19 protein-coding genes and 1 riboswitch are annotated in these 17,483 nt (G+C 71.6%); of the genes, 12 read left to right on the plus strand and 7 right to left on the minus strand.

What is annotated here, in order from left to right; genetic code table 11:
• Positions 1-65: 65 nt before the first annotated feature.
• Both CWOE_RS08900 and pspAA read left to right on the plus strand, forming a co-directional pair.
• Complete coding sequence (locus tag CWOE_RS08900) at positions 66-857, plus strand: PspA/IM30 family protein (protein WP_012933259.1); 792 nt, start codon at positions 66-68, stop codon at positions 855-857.
• The gene (gene pspAA, locus CWOE_RS08905; protein WP_012933260.1) at positions 854-1,132 is read left to right on the plus strand and encodes a PspA-associated protein PspAA; all 279 of its coding nucleotides are present in this window, start codon (positions 854-856) and stop codon (positions 1,130-1,132) included. Before CWOE_RS08900 ends, pspAA begins: the two co-directional genes overlap by 4 nt.
• Before the next feature lie 66 nt (positions 1,133-1,198).
• On the opposite strand, the gene pspAB is transcribed toward pspAA, so the two are convergent.
• The 3 genes from pspAB to CWOE_RS08920 all read right to left on the minus strand — a co-directional run bounded on the left by pspAB (position 1,199) and on the right by CWOE_RS08920 (position 3,516).
• The gene (pspAB, locus tag CWOE_RS08910; protein WP_012933261.1) at positions 1,199-1,771 is read right to left on the minus strand and encodes a PspA-associated protein PspAB; all 573 of its coding nucleotides are present in this window, start codon (positions 1,769-1,771) and stop codon (positions 1,199-1,201) included.
• A 3-nt stretch (positions 1,772-1,774) separates the two neighbouring features.
• Positions 1,775-2,662, minus strand: coding sequence for a zinc metalloprotease HtpX (gene htpX, locus CWOE_RS08915; protein WP_012933262.1), 888 nt, complete (start codon positions 2,660-2,662; stop codon positions 1,775-1,777).
• 86 nt (positions 2,663-2,748) lie between these two features.
• On the minus strand, positions 2,749-3,516 hold the full coding sequence (locus CWOE_RS08920; RefSeq protein WP_012933263.1) for a hypothetical protein: 768 nt from the start codon (positions 3,514-3,516) through the stop codon (positions 2,749-2,751).
• Positions 3,517-3,630: 114 nt separating this feature from the next.
• A riboswitch (cyclic di-AMP (ydaO/yuaA leader) is annotated at positions 3,631-3,747 on the plus strand.
• Positions 3,748-3,886: 139 nt separating this feature from the next.
• On the opposite strand from CWOE_RS08920, the gene CWOE_RS33815 reads away from it, so the two are divergent.
• From CWOE_RS33815 to thrB, 7 genes are all read left to right on the plus strand, one after another.
• On the plus strand, positions 3,887-5,095 hold the full coding sequence (locus CWOE_RS33815) for a murein hydrolase activator EnvC family protein (protein ID WP_012933265.1): 1,209 nt from the start codon (positions 3,887-3,889) through the stop codon (positions 5,093-5,095).
• A gap of 37 nt (positions 5,096-5,132) precedes the next feature.
• Positions 5,133-5,948, plus strand: a complete 816-nt coding sequence (locus CWOE_RS08930) for a prolipoprotein diacylglyceryl transferase (protein ID WP_012933266.1) — start codon at positions 5,133-5,135, stop codon at positions 5,946-5,948.
• 136 nt (positions 5,949-6,084) lie between these two features.
• Complete coding sequence (locus CWOE_RS08935) at positions 6,085-7,008, plus strand: hypothetical protein (RefSeq protein ID WP_012933267.1); 924 nt, start codon at positions 6,085-6,087, stop codon at positions 7,006-7,008.
• A 67-nt stretch (positions 7,009-7,075) separates the two neighbouring features.
• A complete protein-coding gene (gene lysA / locus CWOE_RS08940) occupies positions 7,076-8,347 on the plus strand; it encodes a diaminopimelate decarboxylase (protein WP_012933268.1) in 1,272 nt (423 codons plus the stop codon).
• A complete protein-coding gene (locus CWOE_RS08945) occupies positions 8,337-9,569 on the plus strand; it encodes a homoserine dehydrogenase (protein WP_012933269.1) in 1,233 nt (410 codons plus the stop codon). The genes lysA and CWOE_RS08945 overlap by 11 nt, the downstream gene beginning before the upstream one ends.
• Entirely contained in the window at positions 9,569-10,588 is a 1,020-nt protein-coding gene (gene thrC, locus CWOE_RS08950; RefSeq protein WP_012933270.1) for a threonine synthase, read from the plus strand. Before CWOE_RS08945 ends, thrC begins: the two co-directional genes overlap by 1 nt.
• A gap of 16 nt (positions 10,589-10,604) precedes the next feature.
• The gene (gene thrB, locus CWOE_RS08955; protein WP_012933271.1) at positions 10,605-11,459 is read left to right on the plus strand and encodes a homoserine kinase; all 855 of its coding nucleotides are present in this window, start codon (positions 10,605-10,607) and stop codon (positions 11,457-11,459) included.
• Positions 11,460-11,578: 119 nt separating this feature from the next.
• Here thrB and CWOE_RS08960 read toward each other — a convergent pair whose 3' ends face one another.
• From CWOE_RS08960 to CWOE_RS30480, 3 genes are all read right to left on the minus strand, one after another.
• Positions 11,579-12,490, minus strand: coding sequence for a L,D-transpeptidase (locus CWOE_RS08960; protein ID WP_012933272.1), 912 nt, complete (start codon positions 12,488-12,490; stop codon positions 11,579-11,581).
• A gap of 51 nt (positions 12,491-12,541) precedes the next feature.
• On the minus strand, positions 12,542-13,348 hold the full coding sequence (locus CWOE_RS08965) for a ParA family protein (RefSeq protein ID WP_012933273.1): 807 nt from the start codon (positions 13,346-13,348) through the stop codon (positions 12,542-12,544).
• 88 nt (positions 13,349-13,436) lie between these two features.
• Positions 13,437-14,024 (minus strand): FHA domain-containing protein, encoded by a 588-nt coding sequence (locus CWOE_RS30480; protein WP_012933274.1) that lies wholly within the window; start codon positions 14,022-14,024, stop codon positions 13,437-13,439.
• Between the two features lie 269 nt (positions 14,025-14,293).
• Between CWOE_RS30480 and CWOE_RS32670 the strand changes: the two genes are divergently transcribed.
• The 3 genes from CWOE_RS32670 (at position 14,294) to CWOE_RS08985 (ending at position 15,727) form a co-directional block, all read left to right on the plus strand.
• Positions 14,294-14,575 (plus strand): hypothetical protein, encoded by a 282-nt coding sequence (locus CWOE_RS32670; protein ID WP_012933275.1) that lies wholly within the window; start codon positions 14,294-14,296, stop codon positions 14,573-14,575.
• Between the two features lie 71 nt (positions 14,576-14,646).
• On the plus strand, positions 14,647-15,129 hold the full coding sequence (locus CWOE_RS32675; protein ID WP_012933276.1) for an SRPBCC family protein: 483 nt from the start codon (positions 14,647-14,649) through the stop codon (positions 15,127-15,129).
• Positions 15,130-15,151: 22 nt separating this feature from the next.
• Positions 15,152-15,727, plus strand: a complete 576-nt coding sequence (locus CWOE_RS08985) for a hypothetical protein (RefSeq protein WP_012933277.1) — start codon at positions 15,152-15,154, stop codon at positions 15,725-15,727.
• A 49-nt stretch (positions 15,728-15,776) separates the two neighbouring features.
• Here the strand turns inward: CWOE_RS08985 and CWOE_RS08990 are convergent, their stop codons facing one another.
• Complete coding sequence (locus CWOE_RS08990) at positions 15,777-17,459, minus strand: penicillin-binding transpeptidase domain-containing protein (protein ID WP_012933278.1); 1,683 nt, start codon at positions 17,457-17,459, stop codon at positions 15,777-15,779.
• Between the last annotated feature and the right edge of the window lie 24 nt (positions 17,460-17,483).

The following is a 17,483-nucleotide window of genomic DNA, read 5'->3' on the forward strand; positions in this document are numbered from 1 at the left end:
CCGCGAGCAGTCCTGCTCGGTACGCTTGACCCTCTGATCCACGAACCTTTCCAAGGAGGATCCTGATGGCCGGCCTGTCCGGGCGCTTCTCCACAGTCGTCAAGTCGAAGATCTCGAAGCTGCTCGACAAAGCAGAGGATCCTTCCGAGACGCTGGAGTACAGCTACCAGAAGCAGATGGAACTGCTGCAGAACGTGAAGAAGGGGCTCGCGGACGTCGTCACGTCCAAGAAGCGCCTTCAGCTGCAGTCGCAGAAGATGGAGCAGCAGGTCGTCAAGCTCGACACGCAGGCGCGTCAGGCGCTCGCGGCGGGCAACGAGGAACTCGCGCGCGTCGCGCTGGAGCGCAAGGGCGCGATCCAGGGCGAGCTGCAGGGGCTCGACACGCAGATCGCCGAGCTCGAGCAGCAGCAGCAGTCGATGGTCGACAACCAGGCCAAGCTGCAGTCGAAGATCGAGGCGTTCCGCTCCAAGAAGGAAGTCGTCAAGGCGCAGTACTCGGCGGCCGAGGCGCAGGTGCGGATCTCCGAGGCGGCGACCGGTGTCGGCGAGGAGATGGCCGACGTCGGCCTCGCGATGCAGCGCGCGCTCGACAAGACCGAGAACATGCGCGCTCGCGCGGGCGCGATGGACGAGCTGGAGAAGGCCGGCGCCTTCGACGACCTGACGCAGATCGGCGACGGCGGGGACGACATCGACCGGCAGCTCGCGCAGCTCAGCACGGGCAGCGGCGTCGACAGCGAGCTGGAGAAGATGAAGGCCGAGCTGGCCGGCGGCAGCACGCCCGCGCCCGGTCAGATCGGTGCTGGCGAGGGCGAGGGCGGCGCCGGCACCGGCGGCAAGGAGCAGTCGGCATGATCGTCCGGATCGCGACGGAGGGCCAGTACAAGCTCGCCGACGAGGCCGCCGACCGCCTGAACAAGCTCGACAACGACGCCGTCGCGGCCGCGGAGGCTGGCGACGAGCCGCGCTTCCTCGAGTTGTTCGCGCAGATCATCTCCGTGATCCGCACCGAGGGCACGCCGCTCCCCGCCGACGAGCTGCACGGCTCGGACGTGATCGTCCCGCCGCCGGACACCTCCTACGAAGAGGCACGGCACGAGTTCACGGGCGATGGCCTGATCCCGGGCTGACCGCCCACTTCAGCGGACAGATTCAGCAGCACCGAGCGCCGGCCGAGAGGCCGGCGCTTCGCGTTCTCAGATCGGGATGCCCCAGAGCGGGAACCAGCGCTCCAGCTCGGCTTCGAGCGGCAGCTCGGCGCCGATCTGCGCCTTGACGCGCAGCTCGGCCTCGCTGTCGCGCTGCTGCTGGCCGCCGGAGGGGACGAACGGGTAGAACGACCCCCGCTTGTAGTTGTAGATGAAGTAGAGCGGTCTGCCCTGGGGGCCGGTGAACGCGAACACGGCGCAGAGGATGCGGTCGCCGTAGCCGCCCGCCTCCAGCGCCCCGCTGACCGCGTTGATGCCGACGACGAGGTCGTCGAAGTCCGGGTCTCTCAGCACGATCCAGCGGTAGCCGTACTCGTCGTCTTTTGACTCGACCGAGGTGTCGGAGTCGCCCGACAGGCCCTCGACGACCTCGACCATGTCCTTCACGATCTGGTCGAAGTCGGCCGTCGCGAGCGCCTGGAAGACGATGCCCGCGCGTCCGGCCGAGTTGATCCCCAACTCGGTCTCGAACTTGACGTTTGCGGTCGTCATCGCGAACAGCCGGTCGGGGGCGGGTCTGGCCAGCTTGCGCTTGCCGGTGAGAACGTCGAAGAGACCCATCGACTACGCCGCGCCCTGCAGCTGCGACTCGAGCCGGCTCAGCGCCTCGATCCGCTTCTCCATCGGCGGGTGGGTGGAGAAGACGTTCATCAGCGATCTCTTCGCGTGCGGCGGGAAGATGTAGAACGCCGCCAGCTCCTCGGAGGAGCGCAGGTCGCGCTGCGGGATCCGCTCCATCCCGCTGCTGATTCTCATCAGCGCCGAGGCGAGCGCGCTCGGGCGGCCGGTGATGATCGCCGCACCGCGGTCGGCGGCGAACTCGCGGTAGCGCGAGAGCGCCTGCAGCAGCAGGAACGAGACGATGTACACGACGACCGAGACGAGGATCACGACCATCATCGAGGGACCGTCGTCGTCATCGCTGGAGCCGCCGAAGAAGAAGCCGAACTGGACGATGTAGGAGGCGATCGCGGCGAAGAAGCTGGCGATCGTCATCACCATCACGTCGCGGTTCTGCACGTGCGTCAGCTCGTGCGCCATGACGCCCTCGAGCTCGGCGGGGGAGAGCAGGTCCATGATCCCGGTCGTCGCGCAGACGGTCGCCTTCTTCGGCGAGCGGCCGATCGCGAACGCGTTCGGCATCGGCGTGTTGGCGACGGCGACGCGCGGCTTCGGGAGGTTCGCCTGCACGCACAGCCGCTCGACCATCGCGTGCAGCTGCGGCGCCTCCTGGGGCGTCACCTCGCGTGCGCCCATCGCGTGCAGCGCGAGCTTGTCCGAGGCGAAGAACTGCAGCGCGAGCATGCCGAGGATGACCACGAGCAGGAAGGTCATCCCGGACGCGACCACGACGCCGATCAGCACGACGTACACGAGGCCGAGCAGGAACATGGTCAAGGTCATCCGGACTTGGAGTCCTGTGTCCTTGCCGAACGACGTTGAGCGGGGCATGAGCGGCGATCCTCCTGAGTGCAGGTCTGCACGCAATGATCGCAGAACGCGATCAGGCGCTCATAAGCTCGTCGGGCGCGCAGCCGCTACGGCTCGCCCCACGCGAGCCGGCTGCCCGCGTGCGACTCCGCGCCGAAGACGTCGTCGAGCAGTGGCGCGGGATCCGTCACGCCGAAGCGCGCCTGCAGGTGCGCCTCGACGTCGGCGCGCGGCGAGCCGCCGACGGCCATCTCGATCGCGACGAGGCGGGCGGCGTTGGAGACCTCGCCGCCGTTGGCGGTCGGCGCAGCGGGAGCGGCGGTCGGCGCGGGGGCCGGCTCCTGGGCCAGCACGGGGCGCGGGCGGTCCGCGGTGCGCGCCCATTCCGGCTGCGGATGCGCTGCGAGCTGCGGCTCCGGCGCTGCGGCGGGCTCCGGCGCTGCGGCGGGCTCCGGCGCGGCGCTGTGCGGCGCGGCGGGGGCAGGCTCGGGCCGGGGCTCCGGGCCGCGCGGTGCGGCGGCACGGGGCCACGGCGTCCGCGGCAGCGCCTCGCCAAGCTCGCGCTCGTCGCGGCGCAGCTCCGCGTTCAGCGCGGCGGTCGCGTCGGCCAGCTCGTCGGCGAGCCGGCGCGTCGCGGCGCTGAGCGACTCCAGCCGCGCGGCGCGAGCGGCCGCCTCGGCGTCGACGTGCAGGCGGGTCGCGGCGAGATAGCGCCGCACCTCGTCCTCCGCGGCGCGGCGGCGATCCTCGATCGCGCGCTCGGCGGCGCGGGCCTCGCGTTCGGCCGCGTGCACGATCGCTTCGATGTGCGAGGCGACGTCTCCGCCGAGCGTGCTCGGGGGACGCTCGAAGCTGTCGTCACGGCGGGTTCCCATACGGCTGACGCCCGAGATTACACGCGTCAGCGAAGGAACAGGCAGGGTTGGGCGCTTTCCTGCAAGTTCTGGACCAATGTCGCAGCGCGGACATGCCACTGCTACGCTGGCTGCGCCGAGTCTCCCGCTGCGCGCGGGAGAGCGGGGGACCCACGGATGTTCCCACGGGGCGAATCGCGATCTGATGATCGCGTAGCGCACAGCGCGAGCCCGACAGCTAACCCCGCAGGCAGAGCCGCAGCAACAGCACCGAGATGACCAACGCCACCGTCGTGATCGCCACTGCCCGCGTCCAGCCGCGGGTGCGTTCCATAACTCTGAACCTGAGGTTGACCCTCAGGGGCGTCTGAACCTAGACTCGCCCGTCGCAATGCGCATCCGCATCCTCCTCGCCACACTGCTGCTCCCGCTGGTCGTGTGGGTCTCGCTCCCGCTCGTCTCCAGCGCCGACCCGCAGGACGACCTCGATCGCATCGAGGGCAGAATCGACGCCAAGCGCGGGCAGCTCGACCGCGTCAGAGGCAGAGCACAGATACTCACGAGCGACATCACCGCGTTCACGCGCAGAATCGACGCGCTCCAGGGGACCGTCGACACGCTCCAGCGCAGACAGGACACGATCCAGGCGAATCTCGACGAGAAGCGCCGCGAGCTGGCGAGAACGCAGGAAGAGCTGCGCGTCACGCGCGCGCGCCTCGCGAGACTGAAGGCGCGGCTGGAGAGATCGCGCAAGATCCTCGCCGCCCGCCTCGTCGAGGTCTACAAGTCCGACGAGCCCGACATGGTCAGCGTCGTGCTCGACGCCGACGGCTTCGCGGAGCTGCTGGAGAACGGCGCCTACCTCGAGCGGATCGGCGAGCAGGACCGCCGCATCATCAGCTCGGTCAAGGACGCGAAGGCCGAGGCCGCGATAACGACGAGACGGCTCAGCGTGCTCGAGGCCAGACAGCAGGCGATCGCCGACCAGATCTACGAGCAGCGCAACGAGGTCGCGCGCGCGCGAATCGAGGTCGAGGGCAAGCGCGACGCGGTCGACCGCGTGCGCGCCGGCAAGCGCAGGCTGCTCGGCCGGATCCGCTCCCACCAGCACGAGCTGAACGAGGACATCGACGCGCTGCAGGCGCAGGAGTCGAAGATCCAGCGGCGCATCCAGGCCGCGCAGAACCCGACCTCCGGCATCGCTCCGGGGCCGATCAGAGGCGGCGGCCGCTTCATCTGGCCCGTCAACGGCCCGATCACCAGCTCGTTCGGCTGGCGCACGTCGCCCGTGACGAGATTCCACCAGGGCCTCGACATCGGCGTTCCCGAGGGCACCCCGATCCGCGCCGCCGGCAGCGGCAGCGTGATCCTCGCCGGCGTCAACGGCGGCTACGGCAACTTCACCTGCATCGACCACGGCGGCGGCGTCTCCAGCTGCTACGCGCACCAGTCCTCGATCGGCGTCGGCGTCGGTCAGAGCGTCTCGCAGGGCCAGGTCATCGGCGCGGTCGGCAACACCGGCTTCTCGTTCGGCGCCCACCTCCACTTCGAGGTGCGCATCAACGGCTCCGCCGTGCAGCCGCTGAACTACCTCGGCTGACGACCGCCGCCGCCTCGCGCACGGTACGCTCCGTCCCGTGCTGAAGGAGATCGACGTCTTTGGGCTGCAGCTGCAGACCTTCGGCATCTTCTTCGCCCTCAACTTCCTCTGTTGGGCGGCGGTGATAGCGCGACGCCTGAAGGAGATCGACAAGCCGGTCGACTGGGCGTACGAGATCCTCTTCGTGGCGCTGATCGGCGGCCTGATCGGCGCGCGCGGCTACTACCTGCTGCAGAACTCGGACGAGCTCGACGGCGACGTGCTCGGGAGCCTCTTCTCCGGCTCCGGGCTGATCTGGTACGGCGGCCTGTTCGGCGGCGTCGTCGCGGTGCTGATCTGGGCCAAGTGGCGCGACTTCGTCTCGATGAAGCTGCTCGACATGGCCGCGATAGGCCTGCCGCTCGGCTACGCGATCGGCCGCATCGGCTGCCAGATCTCCGGCGACGGCGACTACGGCAAGGACTCGACGCTGCCGTGGGCGATGGGCTACCCGGACGGAGCCGTCCCGACCGATCCCGGCGTGACGGTCCAGCCGACGCCGATCTACGAGACGCTGTCGATGGGCCTGCTCGCGCTGGTCCTGTGGCACCTGCGCGACCGCTTCAAGCCGGGCACGCTGTTCGGCTTCTACCTCGTCGGCGCCGGCCTGGAGCGCTTCCTCGTCGAGTTCGCGCGGCGCAACGACTCCGTCGTCGGCTTCATGACGGCCGCGCAGGTGGAGAGCCTCGGGATGCTCGTCCTCGGCGTCGTCTGGCTGCTGGTGATGCGGGCGCGCAACGGCGGCGACCTGCGCGCCGAGGAGCCGGCGCCGGCGCCTGCCAGACGCGGCAGACGGCGTCCCGCGACTGCCTGAGCGCCCGGTTCTGCGCGCAAAGTGCGTAAAACCTGCTGATCGGGCGCGCAAAACCTGCTGATTGCACGAGAAGTTTCTCTTTGCGCGCGGGGAGGCCTATCCTCGCTCGTCCAGGGGGCGACGTCAGGGGTGACGGATGCGTGCCACGCGGGCTTACATCGCAGGACTCGGAACGGCTGGAGCGCTGCTCGCCGCCGCGGCCTGCATCTTCGTGATCGCTTCGGCGCTCGTGGCGTTCAACGGCTGGCCGGGCACGACGCTCGACGCCCAGACGCGAACGGTCGACGAGCCCGGCCCGCCGACCGCCGCCTCGCAGTCGCCGCTCGGCGGCACCGCGTTCGCCGCGTTCGGCCCCGTCGGCGGTGCGCCTGACACGGCCGGCGGCGGTGGCGTGGCCGGCGCGGACGCGGGCGCGGGCGACGGGGCGGCCGGCGGCGACGGTCCCGCCGGCGCGGGCCGCGGCCAGGGCACCCTTCCCGCCGGACCGCGGACCGACGACGGTGACCAGCCCGGCTCGACGCCCCAGGACGGCGGCGGGCAGGGCGACGGGAACGGCGGCGGAGCCGGCGGTCAGCCGCCAGGCTCCGCGCCGCAGGGCGGCGCCAGCAACGCCGGACAGCCGTCCAACGCACGGCCCGACGACGGTGACGCCGGCAACGGCGGAGACGGCGGCGGTGGCGGCGGTGGCGGTGACGGCGGTGACGGCGGTGGCGGCGACGGCGGCGGGGGAGACGGCGGCGGCGAGCCCGCGCCGCCCGCGAGAACGCCGCCGCCGCCGAACGCGGGCGCCCCGAACCTCGGCGACACCGTCCGCGACACGACGGACGGGCTCGGCGACACCGTCGCGCAGACCGGCAGAGGCCTCGACCAGACCGTCCAGGGCGTCACCGGCTCGCTCGGCGAGGTCGTCAGACAGGTCGACCCGGGCCTGGGCGAGACGGTCCAGCAGACCGGCGGCGCGGTCGGCGGTCTCGTGAGAGGCACGACCGACCTCGTCGACGGCGTGCTGAGAGGCACCGGCGGCGTCGTCGGCGGCCTGCTCGGCGGCACGAGAAGATAGGCGGGGACCGTCACGGCGTGTGACCGCGGCGCGGGCTGGGGTCCCGAGCCGGCATAATCACGCCGCCATGGCCGCGACCCAACAGCTCACCCACGTCCTCCCGCTCGGCAGCCGCGTCAACGAGCGCGGCAACCTCGAGATCGGCGGCTGCGACACGGTCGAGCTGGCGCGCGAGTTCGGCACGCCGGCGTTCGTCGTCGCCGAGGACGACATCTGCGCGCGGGCGCGCGCCTACGTCGAGGCGCTGAGAGCGCGCCACGACGACTTCGACGTGCTGTTCGCCTCCAAGGCGTTCCCGTGCACCGCCGTCTACCGCGTGCTCGCGGAGGAGGGGCTCGTCTGCGACGTCGCCTCCGGCGGCGAGCTGCATCTGGCGCTGCGCGGCGGCTTCGACGCAAAGCGGATCTACCTGCACGGCAACGCCAAGTCGCTCGCCGAGCTGGAGCAGGCGATCGACGCCGGCGTCGGCCACATCGTGCTCGACTCGTTCATGGACGTCGACCGCGTCGAGCAGGTCGCCGCCGCCCGCGGCGTCACGCAGGCGGTGCTGATCCGCGTCACGCCCGGCGTCGCCGGCAGAACGCACGCGAAGATCTCGACCGGCCAGGCCGACTCGAAGTTCGGTTTCGGCCTCGACGACGCGCGTCTCGCGATCGAGCGCCTGCGCGGCTCCGACAGCCTCGACCTCGTCGGCCTGCACATGCACATCGGGTCGCAGCTGCTGTCGCTGGACGCGTACCGGCCCGCGGTCGAGGCGCTCGCCGCCCTCGGCGACTTCTCGACGTACAACTTCGGCGGCGGTCTCGGCGTCGCCTACACCGCCGGCCAGCAGCCGCCGGCGATCGAGGAGTACGTCGAGGAGAAGGTGCGCGCGCTGCACGAGCTGATCGGGACGGGCAAGCGGCTGCTGATCGAGCCGGGCCGCTCGCTCGTCGCCAACTCGACCGTCACGCTCTACAGCGTCGAGACGGTCAAGCGCAACGTCTCGACCTGGGTCGGCGTCGACGGCGGCATGTCCGACAACCTGCGGCCGATGCTCTACGGCTCGGTCTACGAGGCGTTCTTCGCCGACCGCCCGGAGCTGGCGGGCAGCGGCGAGACCGCCCACGTCGCCGGCAAGCACTGCGAGTCGGGCGACGTGATCGTCCGCGACGTGCCGCTCGCGGACCCCAAGCCGGGTGACATCCTGGTGACTCCGGCGACCGGCGCCTACGGCCACGCGATGGCGAACAACTACAACGGGATCCCACGTCCGCCCGTGATCTTCTGCAAGGACGGCGACGCCCGCGTCGTCGTCCGCCGCGAGACCTACGACGACCTCGCTCGCCGTGACGTCTAGCGCAGGCCCCTTCCGCATCGGCCTGCTCGGCCACGGCACGGTCGGCGCCGCGCTCGCCGAGCTGCTGCCCCAGCGCGCCGCTCAGATCGAGCACGTGACGGGCCTGCGGCCCGAGATCGTCGGCGTGCTGACGCGCTCCAGAGGCGACTTCGAGCAGATCCTCGCCGCGTCCGACCTCGTCGTCGAGCTGATCGGCGGGATCGAGCCGGCGCGCGACTACGTGATCCGCGCGATGCGCGCCGGCAAGCACGTCGTGACCGCCAACAAGCAGCTGCTGGCACAGCACGGCGAGGAGCTGTGGGCGATCGCGCGCGAGTGCGGCGTCCAGCTGCGCTTCGAGGCGGCCGTCGCCGGCGTCGTGCCCGTCATCCGCGTCCTGCAGGAGTCGCTCGCAGCCGCGCACGTCGAACGGATCCACGGGATCGTCAACGGCACCTCGAACTTCATCCTCAGCGAGATGGCGCGCACCGGCGCGGCCTACGCCGACGTGCTGAAGGAGGCGCAGCGGCTCGGCTACGCCGAGGCCGACCCGAGCGAGGACGTCAACGGCAAGGACGCCGCCGCGAAGATGGCGATCCTCGCGCGGCTCGCGTTCGACACGCCGGTCCACCTCGACCAGGTCGTCTGCGAGGGGATCGAGCGGATCGGCCCGGACGACCTCGAATACGCGCGCGATCTCGGCCTCGGGCTGAAGCTGATCGGGACCGCGGAGCGCGTCGATGGCGGCATCTCGGTGCGCGTCCACCCGGCCTTCCTCTACGCCAGGCATCCGCTCGCGTCGATCGACGGCCCGTTCAACGCCGTCACGGTCGAGTCCGAGGCGATCACCGAGATCACGATGTCGGGCCCGGGGGCGGGCGGCCCGCAGACGGCCAGCGCCGTCCTCGGCGACGTCATCAGCGCGATGATCCCGCCGGCCTCGACGCCGGAGACGAGCGTCAGGCTCGAGGTCGTCGCAGACGTCGTCTCCGCGTTCTACCTGCACATGGAGGTCGCCGACACGCCCGGCGTGCTCTCGCGCATCACCGGCGTGCTCGGCGAGCACGGCATCTCGGTCAAGTCGGTCGTGCAGAAGGGTCTCGGCGACAACGCGCGGCTCGTGATGGTCGTCCACCCGGTGCTGGAGTCGCGCTTCTTCGCCGCCGTCGAGCGGATCGCGACGCTCACCGAGCTGCGCACGCCGCCGCGGGCGATCCGCGTGATCGAAGAGGAGTTCAGCTGATGAGCCTCGGGCTGATCGAGCGCTACCGCGACCGCCTCCCGTTCGCCGCCGACGATCCCGTCGTCACGCTCGGCGAGGGCTCGACCCCGCTGATCCACGCCGCGGCGCTGTCCGAGCGCGTCGGCGCGGAGGTGTGGCTGAAGTACGAGGGGCTGAACCCGACCGGCTCGTTCAAGGACCGCGGGATGACATGTGCAGTGTCGGCAGCCGTCCGCGAGGGCGCCGAGGCCGTCATCTGCGCCTCGACCGGCAACACCTCCGCGAGCGCCGCCGCCTACGCCGCGCGCGCCGGCCTGCGCTGCGCGGTGATCGTGCCGGAGGGCAAGATCGCGACGGGCAAGCTCGCGCAGGCGCTGATGCACGGCGCCCGCGTGATCGCGCTCAACGGGAACTTCGACGAGGCGCTCCAGCTCGTCCGCGAGGTCGTCGACCGCCATCCGATCGCGCTCGTCAACTCGGTCAACAGATACCGCCTCGAAGGGCAGAAGACCGCCGCCTTCGAGATCGCCGAGCAGCTCGGCCCCGATCCGATCGACGCGCTCTGCATCCCCGTCGGCAACGCGGGCAACATCACCGCGTACTGGAAGGGCTTCAACGAGGTCGGCCACAGACCGGCGATGTTCGGCTTCCAGGCCGCCGGCGCGGCGCCGCTCGTCGAGGGCGCGCCGGTGCGGAACCCGCAGACGATCGCCACCGCGATCCGGATCGGCAACCCGGCGCGCTGGGAGGAGGCGATGAACGCGATGACGTCGTCGCACGGCGCGGTCAGAGCCGTGACCGACGACCAGATCCTCGCCGCGTACCGCTTCCTCGCGTCGAGAGAGGGCGTCTTCTGCGAGCCGGCCTCGGCGGCGAGCGTCGCGGGCCTGATGACGCACGGCGCCGGCGGCGCGCAGCGGATCGTCTGCGTCCTCACCGGCCACGGGCTGAAGGACCCGGACACGGCGCTGGACCAGGTCGGCGGCGTGCTCCCATGCGAGCCGACGCTCGACGCCGTCGAGCGGGCCGTGCTCGGGTAGCGACGGCGCGAACGCGATGGAACGCCGCCGCCTCGTCCGCGTCCCCGCCTCCTCGGCGAACCTCGGACCGGGCTTCGACGTGCTGGCGGCCGCGCTCGCGCTGCACCTCGAAGTCGAGGTGATCGAGACCGGCAGGTTCGCGATCGAGACCGACCTCGACATCGCGACCGACCGCCGGAACCTCTGCGTGCGCGCGTTCGAGCGGCTGCATCCGTCGGAGGACTTCACCTTCCGCATCTCCTCCGAGATCCCGCTCTCGGGCGGGCTCGGATCGAGCGCGGCCGCGATCGTCGCGGGCCTGATGGCGGCCGACCACATGTTCGAGCTCGACGCCGACGTCTTCAGACTCGCGTGCGAGATCGAGGGTCACCCCGACAACGTCGCCGCAGCGCTCTACGGCGGCGTCTGCGTCTGCGCGGTCGACACGGTCACGCGGATCGAGCCGCCGACCGGGCTGGAGGGCCTGCTCGTCGTCCCGCACGAGGCGGTCCGCACGGCGCAGGCGCGCGCCGCGCTGCCCGAGCAGGTGCCGATGGCCGACGCGGTCCACAACGTCGCGCACGTCGCGCTGCTGACGCTGGGGCTTGCGCGCGGCGACTGGGACCTCGTCTCGCGCGGCCTCGACGATCGCCTGCACGAGCCCTACCGCGCGCACCTCTATCCGCGCTCGGCCGAGCTGGTGAGGGACGCGCGCGCGCTCGGCGCGCTCGGCGCGACGATCTCCGGCGCCGGCCCGACCGTGCTCGTCTGGAGCCACTACGAGCAGACGGCGACGGTCGCAGAGCAGCTGCGCGCCCGCACCGAGGGCTGGGCGCAGGTGCTGCGCGTGCCGTTCGAGACACAAGGCGCCGACGTGCGCGCGATCGCGTGAGGAAACCGCCTCGCGGCGCCGGATCGCGACCGGCCGGGCCTCAAAGGCCTCTGGCCTGATCGGCCCGGTCCGGCCGCGCCCGGCATCCACGATCCGGCTCCCTCACGCAACCGCGTCCCTCAGGCGCGAATCGTCACGATCGTCCCGAGCGGGACGGTGTTGACGGCTCTGCGGATCGCCGCGGTCGGCGCCCGCAGGCAGCCGAGGCTCGCCTCGGTCCCGATCGTCTCCGGCAGGTTGGTGGCGTGGATCGCGATCCGGTCGCCGCCGCCCCAACCCTGCGGCGCGTTCGTCTGTCTGCCGCTGAGCGCGAGGATGCAGCAGCCGTACGGCGACGACGCGTCGTGCGTGAAGAGCTTGTCGGTGATGGCGAAGCGCCCCTGCGGCGTCGGCGTGCCCGGCCCGCCGATCGCGACGGGGAAGCGCGAGACGACGCGCCCGTCGTTGCGGACGACGACCTCCCGCCGGCCCAGCGAGACGTCGATCCGGTAGCGCGTGTAGTGCGCCTCGAGCGTGGCGTCGGCGGAGATCCAGCCGGCGCGCCGGTTCGGCAGCTCGCTGCTCAGCACGGCCAGCCAGCGGCCGCTGCCGCGCAGCACGGGCAGGACGGTCGGCGAGCCGAACGACGTTCTCGGCCGCAGCCGCGCGACGACTGGACCGCCGGGGCGCGAGCGCAGCGCCGTCGGCCGCTTGAGGTGGACGACGACCCTGCGCTCGCGGGAGCTGGGGGAGGTGGCGGCCGTCGTGGCCGGCTCCGGCGCGCGTGCGGCGGAGGCGTCGCTCGCTGGCGCGTCCGGCGGTGCGGACGCGTCCGGCGGCGCGGGCGCCTGCTGCGGCGCGACGCCGACCGTGCTCGTCGCCGACGCGGTCTCGCTCGGGCTCTGCAGCGCGGCGGTCTGCTGCGCCGGCGTCTCGACGACGGCGTCCTCGCCGCCGCAGGCGCCGAGCGCGACGGCCAGCGCGACGCCGGCCGCCACGGCGGTCGCGGCGGAGAGGCGCGGGTGCGGTCGGGAGTCGCGGGGGCGGTGCACGGAGGCTCTGCCCACAGGGTACGGGTCGCCGCGACCCGCCCGGCTTCGCCGCTAGCCCGCGGTCGCGCCGCCGTTGGAGGCGGCGTCGATCAGCGGCCGCAGCCGTCTGCGGGCGCCGCGCAGCCCGAGCCGGCCGAGCAGCTCGTCGCTGACGTGGAGGTAGTCGAGGCCGAGGTCCGGCCGGTAGTCGACGATCGAGAGCGCGCGCTCCGCCGATTCGGCGTAGGCGATCGAGGAGCGGATCGTCTGCTCGATCAGCTTGTCGCCGAAGTGCTCTCTGAGCGAGTCGTACGCCTCGCGCGAGTGGCGCGTGCGCATATCGGCGATGTTCAGCACGACGCCGAGCCATTCGAGGTCGGGGTTGAGATTGTCGCGCGCCAGCTCGATCACCTCGAGCGCCTGCTCGACGCCCTGCATCGCGAAGTACTGCGCCTCCGCCGACAGCAGCGCGTGGTCGGCTGCGACGAGCGCGTTGACGGTCAGCAGCCCGAGCGCGGGCGGGCAGTCGATCATGACGACGTCGTAGTCGCCGCTGACGTCTCTGAGCGCGCGTCTCAGCGTCATCTCGCGACCCATCTTGCCGCCGAGCGTCAGCTCCGCCTCGGCGAGGCCGAGGTTCGCGGGCAGCACGCCGTCGTGGATCGCGTCCGCGGCGGTCGCGCGGCCGGTCAGCACGTCGCCGATCGTGGGCGTCGCCTCGGGATCGACGTCGAGGTAGTCGGAGAGGTTGCCCTGCGGGTCGAGGTCGACCGCGAGCGTCGTGAGACCGATGCGGCGGAAGACGTCCGTCAGCGTGCGCACCGTCGTCGTCTTGCCGGTGCCGCCCTTCTGGGAGAGGACCGCGATCGTGACCGCCATCGAGCCGCGCACTATAGACGCGTCCGCAGCGCTGCCGACCCGGTCCCGCGGACGGACGCAGCCGCCGTCCGTCCGCGAAATCGCTTTGTCAGGTCGCGACCGCCTCCGGCATCAACGTGATCGCGAACTCGCGCGTGCCCGTGACGGCGGGCACGTCGACGAAGTGCAGGTGGTGTCTGCCGACGACGAGCTCGTCGCCGTCCCTGAGCGCGCGCCACTCGATCCGCTCGCCGTTCACGAAGACGCCATTGAGGCTGCGGTCGTCGAGCACCCTGACGCCGTCCGGCTGGTGCACCACGAGCGCGTGGCGGCGCGAGACGGTCGGGTCGTCGAAGCGGATGTCGGCGGCGAGGCTGCGGCCGATCCGCGTCCACTCGCGCGAGAGCGCGTGGACGACCGGCTCGCCGTCCTCTTCGAAGACGAGGTACTGCCCGGCCTCCTCGAGGCCGTCGCGCACGCCCGCGAGCCACGGCTCGGAGGCGCGGTCCATCTGGTCCGGAAGGGTGTCGGGCGCCGCGTGCTGGTCGGTGAAGAGAGAGGCGCGGACGAACTCGGATCTGCCGCAGCTGGGGCAGGGCGGGAGCGCGTCGGCGGCGGCGAGGGACACGACGTAGTCGCATTCGACACAACGAAACGTGCCGGTGCCTGCGAGGGTTCCCGACGTGTGAGACTGCATGTCCTTCGACCTCCGTCGTGGTGGCCTGGCGCGGGGGCACCAGGTCGCTCACACAAGTAACAAATGTTACGAGCGAAGTTTGTGTCAGGCGTCCCATCTGCCCTGGGACGGCTGCGGTGATTCTCCTACCCGGCGTACAACCGGCGAAAACTTTAGCCGCCAGGCAGAGTTCCGGTGCGTCAGCACGCCGACCTTGCACAACTTCTGTCATGGATGGACGCCGGGCGCGCCGCGGCAGGAGGGCTCCGCGACGGCGCGAAGGTGGCGTCATGCTCCGTTCGCTCCAGTCTCCCGACCTCGAGCGTCAGCTGCTGCGGCGCAGCGTCCTGGCGCTGTCCGCCGGCCGCGACCGCTGCGACGGCTGTCATCGCACGCCGCTCACGGGCGAGCGCGTCCACCACTACGAGGGCGGCCGCCAGCTGTGCGAGCTGTGTCGCCGCGAGCGCCGCGAGCAGCCGATCCGCTCGCAGGTCGTGCACGGCGGCGAGCACGGCGCGACGGTCCGCATCACGGATCAACGGCCCGAGCGCGGCCGGCGCCGCGTCGCCTAGCGCGCCCGCCCGCGCCGCCGCCGCGACGAGTCGGCGGCGGGCCCCGGTCGTCCTTTAGACTCCGGCCCGCTATGGAACCCGTCACGGCCACCGTCTTCATCGCCCGCCCGCGCGAGGAGATCGCCGAGTACCTCTCCGACGTGGCGAACCACCCGGAGTTCAAGGATCACTTCCTCGTCGACTGGCACCTCACGCGCGAGGACAGCGTCGGGCGCGGCGCCGGCGTCCGCTTCCGCGAGAAGCTGCCGCTCAACCGCTTCGGCTGGGGCGACTACACGCTCGTCGAGGTGACGCCGTTCCGCGTCGTCGAGCGCGGGCGCAGCGGCAAGTTCAACCGCAACCGCACGATGGGCACGTGGACGCTCGCCGAGGCCCCGGGCGGGATGACGCGCGTCGAGTACCGCTACGAGAGCGAAGGCAACATGCTCAGCGACCGCATGCGCGAGAGCCGCGGCTGGTGGAAGCGCAAGACCGCGAAGTCGCTGCGGCGGCTGCAGTCGATCCTGGAGGAGAACCGGGATCGCGGCGGTCGAGTGACGGTTGCCGGGCGCTAGGGAGATAGACTCCGCGCCGCTCATGACCAAGAGACTTCTTCGAATCCCACCGCTGGTCGGCGCCGTGCTCGCGGCGCTGACGCTCACCGCCTGCGGCAGCGACCACGGACCGATCACCCACGGTGAGCTGGAGTCCGTCAACGTCCGCGCCGGCGAACTCGTCTACCAGGTGCAGATCTCCCGCGCGCTCAACCCGACCGCGGTCGACGACAGCGAGTACCTGGAGGGCGTCGCCGAGCCCGATCTGACGAGAGAAGAGCAGTGGTTCGGCGTCTGGATCCGTGCCCAGAACACGACTGACCAGGCGCACGAGTCGACCGACGAGTTCAAGGTCCTCGACGCCGAGGGCAACGAGTACGAGCCGGTCGAGATCGCCGACACGAACCCCTTCAAGTACGCGCCGCGCCTCGTCGAGAAGTCCGACGACAACGGCCAGCCGCTGCTGCCGGACCCCGACAGCGCCTCCGGCTCCGGTCCGATCCAGGGCTCGATGCTGCTGTTCAAGGTGCCGTACACGATCTACCAGAACGCGCCCGTCGAGCTGGAGATCATGCCGACCGAGGGCGGCGAGGCGTCCACGGTCCAGCTCGACATGTAGCGAGCCCGACCGACTCGATCGTGCAGTGCCGCCGGAGCGGCAGGCTTCCCTAGCCTGTCGCTCTTCTGCGTTGGAGGGCCGTGACGAGCACGTCGTGGGCGGCCGGGGCGGCGACGTCGCCGCCGGCGCCCGCCTCGGTGAACAGCACGCCGACTGCGACGCGCGGCTTTCTGTCCGGCGCATAGGCGACGAACCATGCGTCGGTGTCGGGGATGTCGTCCGTCTGGTGGTCGGGCGCCTCGGAGCCGTCCTCGGGCGCGACCGTGCTGCGCAACTCGGCGGTGCCGGTCTTGCCGGCGACGACGACGCCGTCGATCGCGGCGGCGCCGCCGGTGCCGTCCTTGACGACCTCGGTCATCATCCGGCCGACCTCGTGGGCGATCTTCGGGCTCGTGACGCGCACGAATCTCGGCGTCGCGCCGAGCTGCAGCGTCGGCACCGGGCGCTTGCCGCCGTTGGCGATCGTGGCGGCGACGAGCGTCATCTGGAGCGCGGTCGCCTGCACCAGGCCCTGGCCGATCGCGGAGGAGCCGACCGCGAGGTCGTCGCCGATCTCGCCGGCCGCGGGTATCGTGCTGGTGGCGGCGCCGGGGATCGGCACCGCTCTGTTGAAGCCGAACCGCTCGCTCACCTCGACCAGCTTCTCGGCGCCGAGTCTCGCGCCCAGCGGCGCGAAGACCGAGTTGCACGAGTGGGCGAAGGAGGCGACGAGCGAGCCGCCGCAGAACTCCCCGCTGGCGTTCTGGATCGGCACGCCGGAGAGCGTCGCCTCGCTGACGACGGGGTACTGCGTGTCCGGCTTGGCGATGCCCTCTTCGAGCGCGCCCGTGAGCGTGATGATCTTGAACGTCGAGCCGGGCGGCTGCAGGCCCGAGTAGGCGACGCCCGCGAGCGCGAGGATCTCGCCGGTCGCCGGGTCGATCGCGGAGATGCCGCCGTAGCGGGAGCCCATCATCGCGATCGCCGTACGTTCGACCTCCGGGTCGATCGTCGTGTGGACCGGTCTCGCCCCACGCGGCTCCGATCTCGCCAGCACGCGGGTGCCGCCGAGCAGCCGGCCGCCGGGCTCGCCTGCGAGCTGTTCCTGGAAGACGCGCTCCAGGCCCGAGACGCCGACCTGCGCGTCCTCGGGGTAGCCGAGCGCGCGCATCGCCGCTCTCTGCTCTGCCGGGATCGGTTCGAGCCGGCCGACCACCTGCGTCGCGACGTCCGGGATCGCGGACGTGCGGTCGGAGCCTTCCGCCAGCACCGCGCCGTCGCGCGCCAGCAGCGTGCCGCGCGACGGCAGCGCCGTCTCGCGCGTGAGCTGCTCGCCCGGCTGGAGGTCGGGGAAGACGAGCTGCGGTCTCCAGGCGATCTTCGCCTCCTCGCCCTCGCCGCTGAGCGGCACGTCGAGTATGCCGCGCACGGTTCCGAAGACGCGCGTGCGGACAGCGACCTCGACCGGGATCACGTCGCCGTCGCGGTCGCGGACCTTGCCGAGGGCGAGCGCACGCGTCGTCGCCGTCTCGGCGGCGGAGCGGTAGGCGGCGGTGAACGCCGACAGCGTGACGCCCTCCTGCGCTCTCTCGTCGAGCAGTCTGTACATGCCGGCGTAGTCGCCTCTGGACCACAGCGTCACGAAGCTCTGCACCGTCTCGCGCTCGTGCTTGCCGCCGCCGGAGCCGGCGACGATGCCGACGATCAGCGCGACGACGGCGACCGCGATGACGGTGGGAACGAGCCGGCGCATGCGGCGGCGCCGCCGCCGAACGTC

It is taken from the genome of Conexibacter woesei DSM 14684 (assembly GCF_000025265.1).
Lineage (GTDB): Bacteria > Actinomycetota > Thermoleophilia > Solirubrobacterales > Solirubrobacteraceae > Conexibacter > Conexibacter woesei.